This window comes from Virgibacillus sp. L01 (assembly GCF_052246775.1).
GTDB lineage: Bacteria > Bacillota > Bacilli > Bacillales > Amphibacillaceae > Lentibacillus.
The window spans coordinates 192695-212211 of the sequence record NZ_JBQQCP010000004.1 but is presented as its reverse complement, the minus strand read 5'-3'; the positions used below and the strand labels follow the sequence as shown (position 1 = coordinate 212211).

Annotated in this window: 18 protein-coding genes; 5 read left to right on the top strand and 13 right to left on the bottom strand. The window is 37.6% G+C overall.

Going from position 1 to position 19517, the window contains the following annotated elements:
* Positions 1–15 precede the first annotated feature (15 nt).
* The 10 genes from ACTWQM_RS09815 to ACTWQM_RS09770 form a co-directional block, all read right to left on the bottom strand.
* Positions 16–1185 (bottom strand): D-alanyl-D-alanine carboxypeptidase family protein, encoded by a 1170-nt coding sequence (locus tag ACTWQM_RS09815; protein WP_443257999.1) that lies wholly within the window; start codon positions 1183–1185, stop codon positions 16–18.
* Positions 1186–1762: 577 nt separating this feature from the next.
* The gene (locus ACTWQM_RS09810; protein ID WP_443258110.1) at positions 1763–3067 is read right to left on the bottom strand and encodes a pyrimidine-nucleoside phosphorylase; all 1305 of its coding nucleotides are present in this window, start codon (positions 3065–3067) and stop codon (positions 1763–1765) included.
* Between the two features lie 17 nt (positions 3068–3084).
* Positions 3085–3906 (bottom strand): purine-nucleoside phosphorylase, encoded by an 822-nt coding sequence (locus ACTWQM_RS09805; protein ID WP_443257998.1) that lies wholly within the window; start codon positions 3904–3906, stop codon positions 3085–3087.
* A gap of 15 nt (positions 3907–3921) precedes the next feature.
* Entirely contained in the window at positions 3922–5100 is a 1179-nt protein-coding gene (deoB, locus tag ACTWQM_RS09800; protein WP_443257997.1) for a phosphopentomutase, read from the bottom strand.
* A 93-nt stretch (positions 5101–5193) separates the two neighbouring features.
* Positions 5194–6087: a site-specific tyrosine recombinase XerD gene (xerD, locus tag ACTWQM_RS09795; RefSeq protein WP_443257996.1), complete on the bottom strand. Its 894-nt coding sequence runs from the start codon at positions 6085–6087 to the stop codon at positions 5194–5196.
* A 5-nt stretch (positions 6088–6092) separates the two neighbouring features.
* Positions 6093–6299 carry a DUF4227 family protein gene (locus ACTWQM_RS09790; protein ID WP_443257995.1) on the bottom strand — a complete coding sequence of 69 codons (207 nt, stop codon included), beginning with the start codon at positions 6297–6299 and terminating at the stop codon, positions 6093–6095.
* A 227-nt stretch (positions 6300–6526) separates the two neighbouring features.
* Positions 6527–6988 (bottom strand): ferric iron uptake transcriptional regulator, encoded by a 462-nt coding sequence (gene fur, locus ACTWQM_RS09785; protein WP_443257994.1) that lies wholly within the window; start codon positions 6986–6988, stop codon positions 6527–6529.
* 110 nt (positions 6989–7098) lie between these two features.
* Complete coding sequence (spoIIM, locus tag ACTWQM_RS09780) at positions 7099–7740, bottom strand: stage II sporulation protein M (RefSeq protein WP_443257993.1); 642 nt, start codon at positions 7738–7740, stop codon at positions 7099–7101.
* A gap of 92 nt (positions 7741–7832) precedes the next feature.
* Complete coding sequence (locus ACTWQM_RS09775; RefSeq protein WP_443257992.1) at positions 7833–9008, bottom strand: endonuclease Q family protein; 1176 nt, start codon at positions 9006–9008, stop codon at positions 7833–7835.
* A gap of 3 nt (positions 9009–9011) precedes the next feature.
* Positions 9012–9557 carry an NUDIX hydrolase gene (locus ACTWQM_RS09770; RefSeq protein WP_443257991.1) on the bottom strand — a complete coding sequence of 182 codons (546 nt, stop codon included), beginning with the start codon at positions 9555–9557 and terminating at the stop codon, positions 9012–9014.
* Between the two features lie 401 nt (positions 9558–9958).
* Between ACTWQM_RS09770 and ACTWQM_RS09765 the strand changes: the two genes are divergently transcribed.
* On the top strand, positions 9959–10879 hold the full coding sequence (locus ACTWQM_RS09765) for an aldo/keto reductase (protein ID WP_443257990.1): 921 nt from the start codon (positions 9959–9961) through the stop codon (positions 10877–10879).
* An 825-nt stretch (positions 10880–11704) separates the two neighbouring features.
* Positions 11705–12955 carry a DNA polymerase IV gene (locus ACTWQM_RS09760; protein ID WP_443258109.1) on the top strand — a complete coding sequence of 417 codons (1251 nt, stop codon included), beginning with the start codon at positions 11705–11707 and terminating at the stop codon, positions 12953–12955.
* 328 nt (positions 12956–13283) lie between these two features.
* On the opposite strand, the gene ACTWQM_RS09755 is transcribed toward ACTWQM_RS09760, so the two are convergent.
* From ACTWQM_RS09755 to ACTWQM_RS09745, 3 genes are all read right to left on the bottom strand, one after another.
* Positions 13284–14078 (bottom strand): SDR family NAD(P)-dependent oxidoreductase, encoded by a 795-nt coding sequence (locus tag ACTWQM_RS09755; RefSeq protein WP_443257989.1) that lies wholly within the window; start codon positions 14076–14078, stop codon positions 13284–13286.
* Positions 14068–15030: an MBL fold metallo-hydrolase gene (locus ACTWQM_RS09750; RefSeq protein WP_443257988.1), complete on the bottom strand. Its 963-nt coding sequence runs from the start codon at positions 15028–15030 to the stop codon at positions 14068–14070. Before ACTWQM_RS09750 ends, ACTWQM_RS09755 begins: the two co-directional genes overlap by 11 nt.
* Before the next feature lie 76 nt (positions 15031–15106).
* Positions 15107–16735, bottom strand: a complete 1629-nt coding sequence (locus ACTWQM_RS09745; RefSeq protein WP_443257987.1) for a M20/M25/M40 family metallo-hydrolase — start codon at positions 16733–16735, stop codon at positions 15107–15109.
* Positions 16736–16802: 67 nt separating this feature from the next.
* On the opposite strand from ACTWQM_RS09745, the gene ACTWQM_RS09740 reads away from it, so the two are divergent.
* Genes ACTWQM_RS09740 through rnz form a run of 3 tightly spaced genes read left to right on the top strand, consistent with a single transcriptional unit; the run spans position 16803 to position 19509 of the window.
* On the top strand, positions 16803–17546 hold the full coding sequence (locus ACTWQM_RS09740) for a glycerophosphodiester phosphodiesterase (protein ID WP_443257986.1): 744 nt from the start codon (positions 16803–16805) through the stop codon (positions 17544–17546).
* A gap of 21 nt (positions 17547–17567) precedes the next feature.
* Complete coding sequence (gene namA, locus ACTWQM_RS09735; RefSeq protein ID WP_443257985.1) at positions 17568–18584, top strand: NADPH dehydrogenase NamA; 1017 nt, start codon at positions 17568–17570, stop codon at positions 18582–18584.
* A gap of 1 nt (position 18585) precedes the next feature.
* Complete coding sequence (gene rnz / locus ACTWQM_RS09730) at positions 18586–19509, top strand: ribonuclease Z (protein ID WP_443257984.1); 924 nt, start codon at positions 18586–18588, stop codon at positions 19507–19509.
* Positions 19510–19517: the final 8 nt, after the last annotated feature.

Genomic DNA, 19517 nt, shown 5'->3' with positions numbered 1-19517 from the left:
TAGAAAAATCTTTTATTATTTCACCATATTTTGCATTGTCCGTTTAAATAATGTTAAGTATGATGCAGTTTTAACATCATGATCCACGATTAATGGTGATTTTGATACTACTTTATTATTGTTCTTCACAACCAATTGACCAACTTGACTCCCTTTTTTAATCGGCAGATTCAGATTAGTATTTAATTTCACCGAGGCTTTAACTTTACCATCAGATTCACCTTTCTTATGAATAGTGCTTATCGACTCTGAGGCTACAACATTAATATCTTCTTCTTCTGCTTTCAATAACTGCAGTGTTGTGATGGTTTGACCTTTTTTATATAAATTAGTGGTCTCAAAATGGTTAAACGCATAGTCTAGCATTTGTGAAACTGTCGAATTTCTTTCTTTTGTCGATTCAGCCCCCATTACGACTGCAATGACTCGCATATCATTTTTTTCTGCTGTAGCTGTAAGACAATATTTTGCTTCATTTGTATAGCCTGTTTTTAGTCCGTCAACACCTGGATAGAATTTCACCAATTTATTTGTGTTTACCAACCAGAATTCATTTTCTTGGCCTTTTCTTAAGTAATCTTCATATTTAGAAGTATACTCTGTTATAGTTTCGTATTTTAATAATTCTTTTGCCATAATTGCCATATCATACACGGTACTGTAATGATTCTTAGCGGGTAATCCAGTTGTATTTTGAAAAAGCGTATTCTTCAAACCTAATTTCTTGGCTTTTTCATTCATTTTCTTAACAAATGCTTCCTCGCTGCCTGAAATTCTTTCGGCTAATGCGACACTCGCATCGTTTCCTGACGCTATTGCTACACCTTTTAATAAGTCATTTACACTCATTTCTTCACCGGCTTCCAAAAATATTTGGGAGCCTCCCATTGATGCTGCGCGGTCACTGACACGAATTATTTCATCTTTGTCAATCTTACCATTATCCAGCGCTTCCATTATTAGTAACAAAGTCATAACTTTTGTCATACTAGCCGGTGGTAGTTTTTCGTGAGCATTTTTATCATACAACATTTTCCCTGTATCACGTTCGATTAAAATTGCTGATTTGGCATCGGGAGCAAGGTTTAGTTCACTTTCCGAACCATTCTCTTCACCATAAATGGTACCAGTTGTTACTAGTAAAATTGAAAATATAATACTAGTCATCAAAACAAACTTTTTCATCGCTTTACCTCCAACATTCAATATAATTATAGGCTTACCAATATCTGCCTAATTTATACTTTAAAAATTTGATACTTTCGGTATGAATATTATAGTAAAAGCGGGAACATGATTTTGAATAATATTAGAAAACCTGGTATCCGTTAAAGGATTTCTAACAAGTGCTTTATCCTTTAGAGTATAAGCCCTTATGGCGAATATCACGGTTGGTTTTTTATTTAACTGCTAAAAAATAAGCATTAAATTGCTCCTGCAATTCAATACCCTTCTTTGTTTTACTATTTATATTCCTTAGCTAGACACGGAACGTTATCTAGTCTCTTTCTATAATTATTTGCTGAAAGTTTGTCGCAATAAATATAAACTGCGATTTAACTGCTGGAACACGTAAGACTCCTGTGGGAACTGAGTCCTAGATGAGATTACGAAGCGACGTAGGAGAAGGAGGCTCATCAGTCGCCCTAGGTGCGCGTAGTGAATTTCCGAAGCGGTGTCATAGCACTCAGCAGTTAGTTCGCAGTTTATTTAACTTTCATAACTCTGATATACCAATAATCTTTTAGAAAAACAGTTCCTATTACTTTGTTATTGTATCGTATATGAGACGCTGAGGTTCGACTGACTCTTCTGCTATTGTAATACTTGCATAAAGTTTTTCTTGTACGTCATTAACATCGTCTTGATTTGCATGAATCGTCAGTAACGATTCACCCTCATTTACAGGATCCCCAATTTTTTTGTGTAATACTATTCCTACTGCAAGATCAATCATAGAATCCTTTGTCGCTCTTCCTGCACCAAGCATCATTGCCGCAGTTCCAATGTCATCGGCAATCATCTCAGAAACATAACCAGATGTTTTTGCTGGAAGTTCAACCTGATTAGTTGCCTGTGGCAAAGACTCAGGATTATCAGCCACCCTGGAATCACCACCCTGAGACTTAAGAAATGTTTTAAACTGTTCAAGCGCTTTCCCATTATTAAGATTCTCAATCAAGCGATTTCTCGCATCATCGAGAGATTCAGCTTTACCAGCTAATAAAACCATCTGACTGCCAAGTGTTAGGCATAACTCTGTTAAATCTTTCGGTCCATCACCTTGAAGTGTGTCAATTGCTTCTTTTACTTCTAAGGCATTTCCAATCGCATTTCCCAGCGGTTGACTCATATCAGAGATTACTGCCATTGTATTTCGGCCAACACGGTTTCCTATTGATACCATAGCACTTGCAAGATTTTTAGCTTCGTCTAATTCCTTCATAAATGCCCCGGCACCAGTTTTTACATCCAACACAATTGCATCTGCACCTGAAGCAATCTTTTTGCTCATAATAGAGCTTGCAATTAAAGGAATTGAGTTAACCGTTGCTGTTACATCACGCAAGCTATATAACTTTTTATCTGCTGGGGTCAAGTTCCCTGTTTGTCCAATGACAGATACTTTATTTTTATTTACAAGATTAACAAATTCCTCACTTGTAATTTCCACATGAAATCCAGGGACTGCTTCAAGCTTATCAATAGTTCCACCTGTATGTCCTAATCCTCGACCACTCATTTTAGCTACCGGCACACCAAGTGATGCCACCAAAGGAGCTAATATTAACGTTGTAGTATCTCCAACACCACCAGTCGAATGTTTATCTACTTTTATACCCGAAATAGCGGAAAGATCAATTTGATCACCTGAATTAACCATTGCTGTCGTTAATTGGGCCCGTTCTTCTGCAGTCATATCTTGAAAATATACAGCCATTAACAACGCACTAACTTGATAGTCCGGTATCTCTCCATTTGTATAGCCGTCGATAAAAAATTTAATTTCATCATTTGTCAGTATTTCTCCATCACGCTTTTTTTCAATGATGTCATACATTCTCATATTAATCACCTTTACAATTAGTTTGGTAGTGTGCGAATAATTTCCTTAATAAATTGCAAAAAGTCTTCACGCACTTTTGCTGTTGTTTCAATCACTTCATTATGTGTTAATGGCTGATCTAAAATTCCGGCAGCCATATTGGAAATACATGAAATACCCAACACACGCACCCCCGCATGCCCGGCAACGATAACTTCCGGTACAGTGGACATTCCAACAGCATCTCCACCAAGTGTCCGTAACATGTTAATCTCTGCAGGCGTTTCATAGGTTGGTCCAGTATTACCCACATATACACCATTCTGAACAGATAAATCCAGTTTTTCTGCGCAGTTCTTGGCATGCTGCATATACGTTTTATCATATACTTGTGACATATCTGGAAAACGTTCGCCCAATTCGTCGTTATTTGGACCAATTAACGGGTTGTCTCCCATGTTATTAATATGATCGTTAATGATCATTAAGTCACCGGGGTTATATGCTTTATTAATACCCCCTGCTGCGTTAGTTACAATAATCGAATCTATTCCCAGTTCTTTCATTACTCGAACAGGAAAAGTAACTTGTTGCATAGAATAACCTTCATAATAATGAAAGCGCCCTTGCATTGCGATTACTTGCTTACCTTCCAGCATTCCAACTACGAGCTGACCCTTATGTCCAGATACAGTTGACTCAGGAAAATGCGGTATGTCCTTGTATGAAAATGTTATAGGATTTTCAATTTTGTCTGCTAGAACCCCTAGACCCGACCCTAGAATGAGCCCGATTTCAGGTTTTTGGGTTAGTTTTTGTTTAATGAATGCTGCTGCTTCACTTATTACAGATTGGTTCATGGAATATCTCCCTCTCTATTTGATATTATCTAAAAAACTTGTTCCATGCTTAGGCATCGTTATATTAAAGTTATCAGCAATTGTTGCACCAATATCAGCAAACGTTTCTCTAATAGGTAAACGTTCCCCTTCATCTATATTTTTATGATGGATGAGTAAAGGTACAAATTCCCGCGTATGGTCTGTTCCATGGTGTATAGGATCATTTCCATGATCTGCAGTAATAATTAACAGATCGTCTTCCTTAAGTTGATTTAGTACCTCAGGTAATCTTGCGTCATATGCTTCCAATGCTTTTCCATACCCTTCTGGATCACGACGATGTCCATATTTGGCATCAAAATCAACTAAATTCAGGAAACTAATACCATTAAAATCTTTCGTCATTGAATCAACCAGCTTAGTCATTCCATCTTCATTATCGTCTGTTCGAATTGCTTCAGTAACTCCTTCACCATCATATATATCAGAAATTTTACCTAAGGCAATTACATCATGATTTGCATCTTTTAATCCGTTCATTACGGTGCGTCCAAAAGGCTTCAGTGCATAATCATGACGATTTGACGTACGCTGGAAAGCACCAGGTTCGCCGACAAAAGGACGTGCAATAACACGGCCGACCATATACTTTTCATCTAATGTCAATTCTCGGGCAATTTCACAAATTTCATATTGTTCTTCAATAGGAATGATTTCCTCGTGAGCTGCGATTTGCAGGACTGAATCTGCTGATGTATATACAATTAGTGCCCCCGTACTCATGTGCTCAGACCCTAATTCATCCAGGATGGCAGTACCAGAAGCGGGCTTATTTCCTATTACCTTTCGTCCGGTTTTTTCCTCTAGGTCAGCAATCAATTCTGGTGGGAAACCATCTGGAAATGTCCGGAATGGCTGCTGGATATTTAACCCCATAATCTCCCAATGTCCAGTCATTGTGTCCTTCCCATTGGAAGCCTCTTGCATTTTAGTGTAATGCGCACGAGGAGATACATTTTTTTCGATTCCTTGAATTTCCCGAATATTACTGAGGCCTAACTTCGCCATATTAGGCATTTTAAGTCCGTCCATATGTTCAGCAATATGTCCTAGTGTATCTGCACCTTTATCATTAAAATCTTTTGCATCAGGGGCTTCGCCAATACCCACCGAATCCATTACTATTAAAAATACACGTTTGAAATTTTGCATGATAAATACCTCCTGTAACTATGTTTCCTACTTTCCCGTATAATATGTTTCCTTAAATTTGTTGTAGGATGTCTGACGACTATAGATAAAAAATTATGCGCGTGGATGATATGACTGATAAATATCTTTTAATCTAGCTTTTGTGACATGCGTATAGACTTGAGTTGTTGATATATCCTCATGCCCTAGCATTTCCTGTACAGATCGTAAATCAGCTCCATTTTCCAGTAAATGGGTAGCAAATGAGTGACGCAATGTATGTGGTGTAATTTTCTTCTTTATTCCAGCTTCCAGCGCGACACCTTTTAATATTTTCCAAAGGCCCTGACGTGATAGCGGTCTACCATGTTGATTAACAAATAGAAAATTATCATCATTTTTACGTTTAGTCAGACTTCCCCTTGCATTCTGTAAATAGTCATTCATTGCGTCTTTTGCAATTTCACCAAGAGGAACTATTCTTTCCTTTGAACCTTTTCCAAGACACCGAACAAATCCCATCGTTAAATGGAGATCACTCATCTTTAATGATATCAGTTCTGTTACCCGCAACCCAGTTGCATATAGCAATTCCAGCATTGCTTTATTCCTAATCTTCAAAGGTGAGTTGCCTTGTATCTTTAATAATGCTTCTACATCTTGTGTTGATAATACATCAGGTAGTTTTCTCTCTTTTTTCGGTGTTTCAATATGTATGCTTGGGTCGTGAACTACCAGCTGTTCTCGAATTAAAAATTGGTGAAATGAACGAATTGATGCAATTGTACGCGCAATAGTAGCAGCCGACTTACCATCATCCTTTAACTTATACAAAAAACCTACTATGTCTGTACGTCCAATGTCGTCCCATTGTGTTTTTTGAATTATTTTTTCAATGTAAAGAATATATTGCTTCAAGTCTCTTTTATACGATTTTAACGTGTTGTCAGATAAACCTCTTTCCACTTGCAAATAGTGAACGAAATCTTCAAAACCAGACTTGAGCATAGTCATTACTCCCCTAATCGAAAAAATAAGTTTAACCGTTCAATGAAGTCTTCATTAAAATTAAAAACTTTAACAGAATCCCCCTCAGGCGGATCGTACCGGTGATTTTGTTCATACTCGTCATGCATTACTCTTAATCCAACATAAAATAGTAATGTACAAGCTATGAAGATTACAAAAACCTTTATTGTATCCCATATCACATGTTTCATCTGGCATGTCCCCTCTAATAAAGTATCTACTAATAGAAGATATGCCAAAAATGGATAACAATATACATACAACTATGAAACTAGGGCTATTATAATACATTCCCACACAAAAGTAACCTATTTCTGTGAAATTGTAAATTGATATTGAATATTTAGTTACACTTACACTGTAAGAATCTAAAAAAAATAAAAGCCTTTTCTCATAAGAAAAAGGCTTTCCATTATTATTATGATGTTTTAGATTGAACTGATGCATTTTGACATTGCTTGCAAACCCCATGAAAAGTTAAACGATGGTCTTTCACCTGAAATCCCCAATCATTTTCAACTATCTTTTCGACATCTCCAAGTAAGTCATCCACTATTTCCTCAACCGACCCGCATTCTATACAAACCAAATGATGATGGAAATGTTCTGCACCCTCTTTACGAAGATCATAACGTGAAACACCGTCACCAAAGTTTATTTTATCAACAACTTTTAATTCTGATAATAATTCTAAAGTACGATAAACAGTAGCCAAGCCAATTTCTGGTGCTTTCTCTTTTACTAGTAAATATACATCTTCAGCACTCAAATGATCTTCTTCGCGCTCTAATAAAACCCTAACTGTTGCTTCTCGTTGTGGAGTTAGCTTATAACTTTGTGCATGGAGCTGTTTTTTAATTCGCTCTATACGATGTTCCATGGCAAGTCCCCTCCCTAGTATCCCCATCTTTATTATAGGCACACTTGTAAAGCGTGTCAAAGTATAATTATTATAAACTGTAATCAATAATTACTATTATATAATATTTACTATTGATTATAAAATGATTTAATTATTCTCTCCATTGCTTCATTTGCAACATATGCCTCTAATACCGATGCAACTACAGATGCAGCCAATAATAATGTAAAAAACATTACATACTTTCCAAATGGCTGCAGAACAGGCTGAGATACTTTTCGTGAAAAAAGTTTTCCTAAGAGCGTAAGTGAGAAAATCATCGAAAGACTGCCAGCTATTATATATATCGGTATAATTATAATATTTTGCGGGGCAATTGATAGAGAAGCTAATAGCAGCCCTTTCATTCCAATTTGATTTACAATAAAACCAACTGAAAACCCGACTACAAGACCTTTTAAAAATAACAACACCCACACGATTGGCAAACCGATAACGGATAATCCCAAAATAAACAATAAAAACAGGTATTTAGCATGATAAAAGAAACTGCTTTTCAGTATTTCCGTATTTTCTATTTGTTTCTTATCAGCAATTTCACCAAAAAAACGCTCCAAATAAAAGAACAAATCCTCTTTTTGGGCCCAATTCATACTATTAACAATGATTGCACCAAAAATAATTCCTGTTAAAAATAGTATAATCATAAAAATATAGATTGTCGCATGTTCTTTTACATGATTTACTGCTAGAGTTCGTTTATTATACATTGGAATCCTCCATTGCTCGTAATTTTCTCTCTAGTTAAAAACTATGAAGAATTCCAGATAAAAATACCAAATTTAAAATGTTTTCTTATTGATTATTTTTCAGGGGACGTAATTATATTGCCGTATTTACCTCCACCACCAGCTTTTATTGCTAAGTTTCCCTCCCTCATATTGACTATCGCAGTTACTAGTTTCTCAGGTACAACCTCTTTCAACTCATCCTGGTTTACGTGGTGGATTACGTTCATTTCTGTTTGAAAGTGCGTTAATAGTTTTTTAAACGTTTTTGGTCCAAGCGCAGGTAAATATTCAAGTGGTACTTGATACAAATAAGGCGGACGTTCTTTCACCTCTTTTGCATCCGCCAACTCCTGAATACGGTCAAATACACCTTTAACAATCTTTGTAGATTCACACCTATGGCAATGTTCAGCCTCAGGTGTCAATGGTTCTAAACACTGACTGCAAACCGTTGTATAATATTTCCCCAAGTGTGGATTCATTCCAAAGTTTTGTTTTATCCTTCGATCCTGAACATTGTGTAGCGCCCAATTGAATTCTTGAAATGATGGTTCTTCCATATAAATTTCCTGATATTCCCTAGCTATTTTTGCTAATGAGTGCGCGTCCGAATTAGTTAGAAACGTGTAATCATGCAGCTCCTGTATCTGATCGGCCATTGCAGTGTCAGAACTTAGTCCTAATTCAATTCCATCAATTAAATCCGGATCGAACACCTCTTTCAATGAGTTTTGCACCCCTTTTCCGTACATACTCTTAAATGGTGTAAACACATGAGCAGGAATAAATATCCCGGAAAGTTCTTTAACTTTATATTGCAGTTCTTTGGCTGCTCCATAATAACGCTGAGAACTTAATGTTATATTTTTCATTTTTGTTGTCAGCCACTCTGAAAATTCCTCAATCTTTGCAAGTGTCGGGAAATAGCAGAGTACATGAATTTGTCCACGGCAATTTTCGTCATAAACTTCAATTTCAGAACCGAGCAGCAAGGTGACGTTCTCAAACCGTATTCCGCCATCAGATAATTCATATGCTTTATTTGCCTCGATAAGCTGTGTTATTTCCTGCTGGACTGCTGGAGCATGGCTATCGATTACCCCAACCATATGAATTCCTTTATTCCGACTTGCTTCTTTTAAAATGTTTGTCAGGGTCAATGTTTTCGATCCAGTTATTTTTACCGGTTTATTATACATGTCCCGTCCAATGTGAATATGCATATCAGCGAAAAATGAATTTAACATTTTTTACATCCTCTCTAAAGCCTGTAAATATAGTACTGCATAATTCGTTTTGGCATCGTGTATTCGTTGTTGATTTACATAGTGGATTGCTTCTTCCAGTGTGAGCTCTATTAGCTCAACAAATTCATCGTCATCACCTGCTACTTCATGCTCCAATGGGATAATATCATCCGTTATGTACAAATGCATAATCTCATCTGCAAACCCTGGCGATGTATAAAATGATGTCACAAACTGTAACGAGTTCGTCGTATACCCTGTCTCTTCTTCTAACTCCCGAATTGCAGTTATTTCCGGCTTTTCACCAGGTTCCAGTTTTCCGGCAGGAATCTCAACTAACGATTTTTCCAATGGCTTACGATATTGTTCCACAAATACAATTTTATTGTCCTTTGTAATCGGAATAATACCTACAGCACCAGGGTGGTTTATCAATTCCCGTTTTGAATTTTTTCCGTTTGGCAACGTGACATCGTCTACTTGCAGTTTAACTACTGCTCCATCATATATTTTTTCAGTATGAATTGTTTTCTCTTCAAATTTCTTCACTTATTATCATCCTTTTCTTAAAGCTCTTTTATAAGTTCGTTGAATTTTTAATTGTCCAGTTAGATATAAACTTTGTCATAACATATCGTTTCGAAAATAAATTTCCCGCGCGGACCTTAGGGCAAAGCTTCAACCACCTCGGAAGCAAAAACTACCTCCTGCCATATATTGTGATGGATAAGTATGCTTTTATTTCAGCAGCTGGTGGTCAAAGAGCCTCCCTCACTAACTGATATTAATCGGACTCTTTTAGCACGTGTCATTATAGATTCGATCACAACAATCTTTGGAAAACAGCCTTTCTTAAAATACTACTATCTATTTTATCATACGCGAAATAGTTGTATTTAATAGATGGATGTCCTTACAATAAATATAGACATATTCTGGAGGTCAATAATATGAAAAAGAACCAATTAGGACAATCGGATTTACATGTATCTGAACTAACACTTGGCTGTATGTCACTAGGGACAGACACTCAAAAAGCAAGCGAAATTATTAACCAGTCATTAGACGCTGGTATTAACCACCTGGACACTGCCGACTTATATGATTTTGGTATGAATGAAGAAATAGTTGGTGATGCCTTGAAAGGTAAACGTGACCAAGCCATTTTAACGACGAAAGTTGGAAATAACTTTGATAAGGCTAAGAAAGATTGGTTTTGGGACCCTTCCAAAGAACATATCAAAGAGGGTGTAAAAGAAAGTTTGCGTCGTTTAAAAACAGACTATATTGATTTTTATATGCTCCATGGGGGCACAATTGATGATCCTATTGATGAATCAATTGAAGCATTTGAGTCACTTAAAAAGGAAGGCGTAATTCGTGCCTATGGGTTATCATCCATCCGGCCCAATGTTATTCGTGAGTACGTCAGCCGTTCTACTATCGATGGTGTTATGATGCAGTATAATATGCTGGACCGCCGGCCAGAAGAAGAAATATTAGATTTGCTGCATGAGAATAATATTAGTGTACTAGCCAGAGGTCCATTGGCAAAAGGAATGCTTAGCAACAGCGCAGCAAAACAGATCGAGAAAAAAGGACAGGATGGCTTTTTGGATTATTCGTTTAATGAACTGAAATTAATTCAGCAAACTATTGCTGAACAATTTAATAATGAGCCTTCCTTCAATGTGTTAGCTCTTAAATACGTATTACAACATCCCGCTGTTGCAACAGCTGTATTCGGGGCAAGTTCACTCAGCCAAGTAACAGATAACACAAATTTTATTTCATCCAAAACACTTACTCATGAAACGTATGAAGGATTAAGGCAGATTACAAAACCAATTGAATATGCTAAGCATCGATAAGTAGTTCCTTCACTATTACAATCGATTCTGAAGTGAAAAAAGTGTCATCGGAAAAAAGTTTTTTTTGATGACACTTTTTAATTGTTCTTAAACGATTATCGTTATAGTAATAGACTATTTTCTAGAAGTTTGTTGTTTTGATACAAAAGATATAAATTGCGAAGTAGTGAAAAACTTTTTTTATGCTGCTTTCCCTATTTTTTAATGAAGTTGAGTGCTTCGATTCGTTCCGGCAGAATACTTCGCTTTCCATGGGCATGACCTCAGCCTCCTTGCCCCGACAAGGGGTATGCCGACGTTGTCCGCAAAGGACGGCTTTAGTCGGCCTTCATTTAGTTGCTTCTTCCGGGGTCTTCGGAACGTGCTGTTCCCATAGGACAAGGAAAGCCTCGGCAGCATTACATCGCACGAAGAAAATTGGTTTTTATTTTCGAGGAGTCTACGTATTTCTGCCTCCACTGGAAGAGACTTTCTTGATTAGGGGCTGAGGTGTTCTCTATGGCTAAGAAAATCAAGGTAAAAACAGTCTCAGCGTAGGAAATACACGGGGACTCCTGTGGGAGCTGAGGCCTAGATGAGACTACGCAGTGACGTAGGAGCAAGGAGGCTCATCAGCCGCCCTTGGTGCGCAAAGTGTATTTCCGAAGCGGTGTCATAGCACTCAGCATGTTAGTTCGCAGTTTATATCAACTGTTATGGTATTAACAACAATCATTATGAAAGAGCTTAGAAATAAGAGCAGAAAGAATAAATTCCCATTGATAATGTAAGGTCATGTGACATATAATGAGAACAAATGTTCTTGTTATTGAGGTGAAAAATACGATGGATTACTCTAATTACCCGCGAAACGATGTTCTGTGCATCGATATGCGCTCATTTTATGCAAGTGTTGAAGCCATAAAGTTAGGGCTGGATCCAATGACGGTTCAACTTGCTGTAGTCGGGGACCCCAATAGACCGGGCAGTATTGTCTTAGCTGCCTCCCCAACATTAAAGAAAAAACACGGTGTCAGCAATGTCAGCCGATTTTTTGAACTGCCTAAGGATCCGAAAATTGTCATCGTTCCTGCACATATGGCTGATTATCTTCAAGTTTCCATGGAAATCACTAAACTAATTAATCAATATGTACCTAAAGAAGCTATCCATCAATACTCTGTTGATGAAGTCTGGGTTACTGTGAATGGGCTTGAAAAGTTATTTGGAGATCGGTGGCAAGTAGCACGGTTAATAAAACAGGATATCCTGGAGAATTTCGGTATCACTTGTTCAGTTGGTATAGGTGATAATAAATTTCTGGCAAAAGTAGTTATGGATTTACACGCCAAAAAAGTCGGGATTGCTGAATGTAAATATGAGGATGTAATAGAAAAGCTATGGCCTTTTCCTATAGAAAAGATATGGGGTGTTGGCAGCAGGATGAAACGGAATCTTAATAGGATGGGGATTGTCAATCTTGGGCAACTTGCCAACGCTGAGTTGAAGTATTTGAAGAAGCGTTTTGGAATTATGGGAGAACAGCTTTATTGGCATGCCTGGGGTGTTGATCTGAGCCCCGTTTTTGGTAACTTTACAAAAACGGAACAAAAAGGATTTGGCCATGGCATCTCTTTATTACGTGATTACTCCGGAGAAGAAGTTGCGATTTGTATTCTCGACCTTTGCGAAGAAGTGTGCCGCAGAGCAAGAACTGCAGGTAAAGCCGGAAGAACGATCCACCTTGGCGTTTCCTATTCCAAGGTAACAGGTGGTGGCTTTAGCCGTTCAAGATCTGTTACGCTTCCGACAAATACCACAATGGACATTTATGACATCTGCATGCAGTTATATAATGAATTTTATGATGGGCACAGTGATATTAGGCATGTATATGTGACCCTGGATAAACTTTATGACAATGCAGAAACCCAGCTGGATTTATTTGATGACAAGCCTAAGAAAAAGGATATTGGCTATGTAATGGATTCAATTCGAGATAAGTATGGATCGACCGCAATACTGCGAGCAACCAGCTATACTGATGCCGGAATTACCATTGGAAGAAGCAAAAAAATTGGCGGGCATCAAGCATAATAGTTGGTGGCTGCATGTTGCGGAAGCACGGTTAGCTTTCTAACTGTGCTATAAAAGGCTTAATGAGATAAAAACTTTCTAAGACTTTTTTTATTAGCGGACACAGAAACCCTTATTTAACATATATCATGGTTAATAGAGGGATTTGTGCTAAATAAGGTTGCTGGTGTCCGCAAACATCACCATTTTTGTGGATTTCTGCAAAATAAAGTCGCTCGTGCCCGCGAATCTCAAATTTGCTATATGATAAGAAGTCTCTAGCTCAATTACAAATTCATTTCTTGACGGTAGCCATGTTGCTTTCTTAACTGCGAATAAAGAGTCATTTCTATTTTTGATTAAATTGTTTCTTCAAAACCTTTTCCAATGCGCGCGGGAATAGCTGATAAAATTTACTACCCATCTCCATCCACCAGGGTAAATTTATTTCCCGTTTATTCGTAAATAGATGCTTTACAATATTGTCAGCAACCTTATCTGGATCAAGCATATAACGTTCAACACTCTTCTGATAGTTCCCGCTTGGGTCTGCTGTTGTAAAGAAATTTGTTCGAACAGGACCCAGATTGACTGCAGTAACATGGATATTTTTACTGGTGATTTCCAGACGAAGCGCATTAGTAAATCCAAGTACCGCATGTTTGGTTGATGCATATATAGCAGATTTTGGCGTAGCAATCTTTCCAGCCTGTGACGCTATATTTACAAAATGCCCTTCCTGATTCTGTGAAAAATGGGGCAAGAGAAGCTTGGTTCCGCGCATTAATGCAAACACATTCAATTGAAACATATGATCCACATCCGGCCATTGCATGTCCCTGACATAGTCAAAGACACCTGCTCCAGCGTTATTAATTAATCCATGAATTTGCGTATGTTCTGATAAAACCTGTCTGATTACTGTTTCCAGTTCATTTGCATTGAGCAAATCTACTTGGTACACATCACTGGAAATATCAAAAGTCTGGTTAATCAGCTTTTGCTGATTTTGCAACCTCTCAATTGAACGAGCAAGCATGATGGGTGTGCCACCATGCTTCGCAATATGCCAGCATATTCGTTCTCCGATGCCACTTGATGCACCAGTAACGATAATTTTTTTATTTGATACTTTATTCTGCATAGTAATAATAGACACCATCTTTTAGGGCTTTTCCCACTAAACCCTCATTTTCCAGGTAATCTAGCTGACCAATTGTTTCCGAGATAGTCAGATCCAATTGTTTTTCATATTGTTTTGGAAAAATCTGCTGACAAAGTTCAAATGGCGTTTGCGCTTTCTCTGCTAAAAACGCATATACTTTAGCTGCGCGTTTTTCCTGTTTTTCCATTTGAACAGGTAAAAGCGCATCCACATTTGAAAAAACATCTCCATGACCAGGGAATACCGTTTTAATCCCCAATGACAAACATTTATTTAGGTTTGTTCGATACTGAAGCATCGGCTTAGGCCGTTCTTGCGTATTGTATTGCGGCGGTTCAAGAAGTGGGTTTGGCGTTATATGATGTAAAAGATGATCACCGCCAATAAACGCTCCATCGCTTTCCCTGAAAAATGACAAATGACTTTGTGCATGACCCTTCGTTTCAATGACCTGCCAATCCTCATGACCGGGCAAAATATCCCTTTCATCAATAATCTTGGTTACTTGTCCCTGGCCAGCATAGTTCAACGGTGCACGTAACTTATTTAAAACAGCACTATATTTCGATGGTACTCCACATTTGTTAAAAAAGTCCTTGAAAAATTCTTCATAATATGAAAAAAAAGCTTCGTCCCTTGTTAACCATGGATTTACATTTTTATGTGCTACAATATTTTCAGCCCGGGGAAATTGTTCAATTAATCCAATATGATCCGGATGGTGATGTGTTAGAATGATTTGTTCGATATCTTCAGGTACATATCCCAGTTCTTTTAACTGCATTTTTAATGCATCCCATGCTTCTTTTGTTTTAACACCTGCATCAACAAGCGAAAGAGTCTCCCCTTTTAGAAGGTATACATGTGTGTCACCTACTGCAAAAGGTGTCGGTATTGTTAATTGACTGATTGTTTTATCTAATACTTTCATAGTTAAAATCCTCCAAAATGAATGACCATTCAGTTATTATCCTATTGTATCCTTTTTAGAGGATAAAGTCACACTATTAACTCCTGTTTTTTTCAAATAAGTGATGAATCGCTTCTGTTAAAATGGACGGCAAGTACTCAAAGCTATAAGTTAATTCCAATCGTTCCGTCCACTGATGGGGATCTTTTCCTAAAGGACCAATATTCAATATAGGCATCGTAAGTTGCTCCATAATATCCTCCGGGAAAACAAACCCATTATTTTGCAGAGGCATATTGGTCGTCAATTGATTCAGTTTACTTTTGGATGAAACAGGACCAAGATAACTTAAGTCTGAAAGTCCAGTAAAAAACTCCGATACTGTTAAATCCATGTGATAATTTGTATTCGTATACTCTTTTACGTGCTTCATCACATCTTTAATATAAGGGTCATCATAAGAAGAAACTGCTGGATAGAACGGCGGACTGTAAAATAATATAATCATAGGTGCTAAATCCTTACACATTGCAGCCAATTCCTGTACCAAAAGCGTGGAGAAATCACGATCACCTTTATCTCTTTGGCTTACAAGCAAATTTTGGATCCTGCTTATTTCTTCCTCACCATAGCGTTTTAGTGCCTCCGCGTACAAATCTTCATACATCATTACATTCACATTCCATGCAGGCATTGAAAAGTCATCGGCAATACTGGCAAAATTATTTGCTTTTTGATGGACATAATTCTCAATTTCATGCGCAGCTGTTTGTGCACCAGTCAATAGTTTTTCATTTAATTCCTTAAACGTTTGTTTTAAATACAATACATTATACATTGAGATTGCGGCATGTGGTGTCTGCACAGAATAGTTTTCCTTTAAGTCACGTTGCATTAAGCTTGCAGGTGGTGGTGTCACCTCATCTTCTATTTTTTCAATAAAAGATTCATTTAATTCGAGTTGCTGTGAGAGGAAACTTGTCATTAAATTTGGATTCATACCTGCAAATGGTTCACCAACATGGGATTCTTTTCCATAACAATAAAATCCGGGCAAAACTTTCCCAATCGAACCAGTATAGACATAATATGCAGGATCCCCCGGGTATTTACTAAACATGGGTTCCCCATTCAGGCAGGCATTGTATGTTAAATTTTCTTCTTTTTTCAACTGACGTAAAACTGGCAAAGCGGTTAACATTCCTTGTGAATTCACCTCTTCATCAGGAACACTCAACAATAATATATTGCCATCAAACTCGCCGTCTATTGCCCTTTCAAGCATGGAGAAATGCAAAGAGAGCCCAGCTTTCATATCCATTGAGCCACGTCCAAATAGCCAGTCTCCAGATGAGAAATCGTTTTGCACTGCTTCAGGCAAATCCTCTTTTAGACGTTCCATTTCTCTCGTCAGTTCCCTGGGGTGGAATGCAAGGTTTTGTAATGACCCATAATCTTCCACACCAACTACATCAAAATGGCTCAATAGAATAACTGTTTCAGATGTATTATTACCTTTTACCAATGCCGTTAACAGCCGTCTTCCATCATCTAATGGATGTAATTTTAAATGATTCGGGTTATCTTGAAAGTACTTTTTTTGTGACAATAAATGCTGTAAATATTCTGCAACAGCAATTTCAGCATTACTCCCTGTAACACTTTGATGGTTGACAAGTGAACATAACAAATCAGTTAATTGTTCCTTAGTCTGCCAGTTTTTCATATAATTCCTCCTAAATAAATTGACTTATTGCAAAAAATAAAACAGAATTTAACAAGAGGTGAAACAATTGATAACTAAAATTATAGCACATCGAGGTGCCAGTGCTTTAGCACCTGAAAATACAATGGCTGCCTTTGAACTCGCTTATAAACAAGGTGCTGAAGGAATCGAAACAGACGTACACCTGACAAAAGACAATATACCAGTATTAATCCATGATGAAAATGTAAAACGAACAACCAATAGTACCGGATATATAAAAGATTATACCTTTGACCAATTAAAACAGCTTGATGCGGGCTCCTGGTTCTCAGTAAAATATGCTGGATCTGCAATAATTTCTTTGGAAGAATTTCTTATTTGGATTCAAGATAAGGCATTATGTTTAAATATTGAGTTAAAAAATAATAAAATAGATTATAAGAATCTTGAGAATATCGTATATGAGATGGTATCACGCTATCAGTTACTGAATCATACCACATTATCGACATTTAATCGAAACAGTGTAGAACGGTTGAAGCCCTTTAATGGTAACATTGGTGTAGCTTTGTTAACATCAAAGCGAAGTAAAAATCTTGTGTCGTACGCTAAAGAGTTGGGTGCAAATGCAATACATATAAAATATCGGTTATTAAATCAGCTATTTGTAGATAAGTGTCATCAGGAGCAAATGGCCGTTCGAGTCTATACAATTAATAAACCCCCCCATATGGCAAGTTGCTTCAAAATGTCCTGTGATGGTATTTTTACCGATATTCCACACAAAGCACTACAGTATCGGGAGCTATTTAAACACAAACCAACATAATATACTAGGAGGAATTCAAAAATGACTAAACTATTTTCACCAATTGACTTTAAAGGAATAAAACTAAAAAATCGTATTACCATGTCTTCTATGTGTATGTATTCGTGCGTGGAGCAAGATGGGAAGATAACACCATTCCATGAAACACATTATATATCACGTGCTGCAGGCCAAGTTGGTTTAATTTTAACGGAAGCTGCTGCTGTTCAACCAGAGGGTCGCATTTCACATGAAGACTTAGGTATCTGGCATGACAATCATATTGAAGGATTAAAGAGGTTAAATGAGCGAATTCACAGCTATGGATCAGCTACTGGTATTCAGCTAGCACACGCCGGAAGAAAAGCAAGACTTGATTCAGCAATATATGCTCCCTCTCCACTAGCATTTAATGAGTCATCCAAAACACCAACTGAAATGACCATTGAAGACATTGAAGAGGCAATTGAAGCTTTTAAGAATGGTGCAAAACGAGCAAAGGAAGCAGACTTTGACATTATAGAAATTCACGCGGCGCACGGGTACTTAATTAATCAGTTCCTTTCTCCATTAACAAACCAGCGTGAGGACGAATATGGTGGTGGTCCGGAAAATCGTTATCGCTTCTTATCTCAAATTATTGATAGTATCAAATCCATCTGGAACGGACCTTTATTTGTTCGAATATCTACTGACGAATATAACGAGCAAGGAAACACACTTAAAAACATTCTGTATTTCTCTAAACAAATGAAACAACAAGGTATCGATTTAATTGATTGCAGTTCCGGCGGAGTGGTTCCAGCCTCCATTTCACCTTATCCAGGTTATCAGATCAAGCGGTGTGAAACGATTAAACGGGAAGCATCTGTAGCTACGGGGGCAGTTGGACTCATTACAAGCGGCATTCAAGCTGAAGAAATAGTCCAGAACGATCGTGCTGACCTTGTTTTTGTGGCTCGGGCTTTATTACGAAATCCATATTGGGCAAAGACGGCTGCCGATGAATTAGGTCACTCACTTGAACCAATTAAACAATATGAACGAGGATGGAATTAACATGGAATTAATATTTCTTGGTACTGGTTCGGGTGTTCCGTCAAAGAACCGAAACGTATCTTCGATGGCTTTAACCTTATTACAGGAGCAAAATAGCATATGGCTGTTTGATTGCGGAGAATCGACACAGCACCAAATACTGCGTACATCAATCAAACCGCGCAAAATAAATAAAATTTTCATCACACATATGCACGGTGACCATATTTATGGCCTTCCAGGTCTGTTAAGCAGCAGATCCTTTCAAGGGGGAGAAGATTTGCTGACCATATATGGACCACAGGGAATTAAAGAATATGTTGAGACATGTCTTAGGGTAAGCGGGACACATCTAACCTATCCAATTTCCTTTATTGAAATAGCAGAGGGTGTAGTCTTTGAAAATGAACAAGTTATTGTCACCTCCAAAAAGCTGGACCATGGGATACCAAGTTATGGATTTCGCATTGAAGAAAAAGATAAACCAGGGGAGCTGTTGGTAGGCAAGTTAAAAGAGTTAGGTATTGAGCCAGGTCCTATTTATCAACAAATAAAGGAGAATGATGTGGTGAAAACACAAGAAGGACAGGTAATTCATCGCCCTAATTTTCTAGGTCCGGACAAAAAAGGACGTGTTATAACTGTTTTTGGCGATACACGGTCAACACATCAATTTAAAACATTTGCAGAAGGTTCGGATGTACTTGTACATGAGGCAACTTTCGACGATTCAAAAGCAGACTTAGCACAACAATATTTTCACACGACTACTAAACAAGCTGCCTCCCTTGCAAAAGAGGCTCATGTCAAAAAGCTCGTATTAACGCATATATCCTCGCGCTATCAAAAAGATGATTTTGAAGACCTGGCAAAACAGGCACAAGAGATTTTTCCAAACACAGAACTTGCCTCTGACTTTCATAAAGTTACGGTAAACTCTAGATAAAAGGAGTG